Annotated in this window: 1 pseudogene; it reads left to right on the forward strand. The window is 60.8% G+C overall.

The window, feature by feature from the left end:
• Positions 1-117: 117 nt before the first annotated feature.
• Positions 118-1,545, forward strand: a pseudogene (locus ABD104_RS30080) (IS5 family transposase); the annotation flags it as partial.
• Positions 1,546-1,687 lie beyond the last annotated feature (142 nt).

Below are 1,687 nucleotides of genomic sequence, written 5' to 3' on the forward strand. Positions count from 1 at the left end.
GTCGTCCCTGAATAATCCCCGCAGCCCGCATAAACACTGGATATTAGGGCGATATCCGATGGTCGGAACTCCTAGTTTGTTGTCCAATGGAGGCTGTTTTCTGGGAGTTTTACCGTGATGTTTGCCTGCCCCGCCACTGACGATTTTTTCCGTGCCCGCATTGACCAGATGATTGACCTGCGTCATCCACTGGCGGTGCTGGCGTCTCGCATGCCGTGGCAGGAGATTGAGGCTGGGGTAGCGCACCTGTTCGTACGCAAGGCCCACGAGGGCGTGACCATGCCCGATCTGGATCTCTTTGGCGAGAAGCCGCCGCGCCGGGCGCGCGCCAGCAAGGCCGGACGTCCGCGTGTGCCGCTGCGGGTGATGATTTCGCTGCTGTACTTGAAGCACGCCTTCAATGAATCCGATGAAGGGGTTGTGGAACGATGGGGCGAGACGCCGACATGGCAGTTCTTTGCGGGCCAGGCGTACTTTGAACACCGCCAGCCCTGCGACGCCACTACGCTGGTGAAGTTTCGCAAACTGCTGGGCGAGGAAGGTGTCGAAGAGTTGTTGGCGCAAACGGTCAACACGGCGGTCGAACTCAAGCTGATCAAGCCGCAGGAACTCAACCGGGTGATTGTGGATAGCACGGTGCAGGAGAAGGCCATCGCGCATCCGACGGACAGCCGACTGCTGGAGACGGCACGCGTCAAGCTGGTGGAAGCCGCCAAGGATGCGGGAATCCCGCTGAAGCAGACCTTTGCCAAGGAAGGCGAGCAACGGAGTCGCCAGGCAGGGCGCTATGCCCATGCCCGCCAGTTCAAACGCATGCGCCGGGCGATCAAACGCCAGAGAACGATTGTCGGTCGCCTGATACGCGAGATCGACCGCAAAGCCAGCGACATTAGCCAGGCGGTGCGAGAGGGGCTCGATGAGGTCTTGGGCAAGGCCCAGCGCATCGCGGCCCAAAGCGCCCAGCGCAAGACGATCAACGGGCAGCCCAAGCTGTACGCCTGGCACGCCCCGGAAGTGAGCTGCATCAGCAAGGGCAAGGCGCGCCGGCCTTACGAGTTCGGCGTGAAGGTGGGTATTGCCAGCACCTTCAAAGGCAACCTGATCGTGGGCACCAGGGCGTTTCACCACAATCCGTATGACGGGCACACGCTGAACGCACAGCTTGAGCAAGCCACCATCCTGATGCAGGACTGCGCCAGCAAACCGGACACGGTGTTTGTGGATCTGGGTTATCGGGGCGTGGATGCAGAGAACCCGGGTGTTCGCATCATTCACCGGGGCAAGCCCAAGCGGCTGACGGCGCAGGAAAGAAGGCAGCTCAAACGACGCCAGGCGATTGAACCCATCATCGGACACTTGAAGGCGGATCATCGGATGGATCGCTGTCACTTGAAGGGCGAACACGGCGACCGGCTGCACGCAGTGCTGTGTGCGGCGGGCTACAACATCAAATGGTTGCTGCGCATGATTGCCAAGAAGGGGGTGCCCTTCTTGTGGGCGCTTTTTTTGCGCCTGCGAAAAGGGGCAGCCTCAGGACTGTCGTGGCCGGTATTTGCCGCGTGGATGCTCGGCGGTCGGTCAAATCGTCGTATCGGTGTTCGGCAGGCGATGATCTTGGCGGCTCCCAGCGGCCTGGGGTCGGTCAGCAGCGGCTTCGTCTGCGAAAATGAATAAATCAGGTCCGACT

The organism is Pigmentiphaga daeguensis, from assembly GCF_039523035.1.
Lineage (GTDB): Bacteria > Pseudomonadota > Gammaproteobacteria > Burkholderiales > Burkholderiaceae_B > Pigmentiphaga > Pigmentiphaga daeguensis.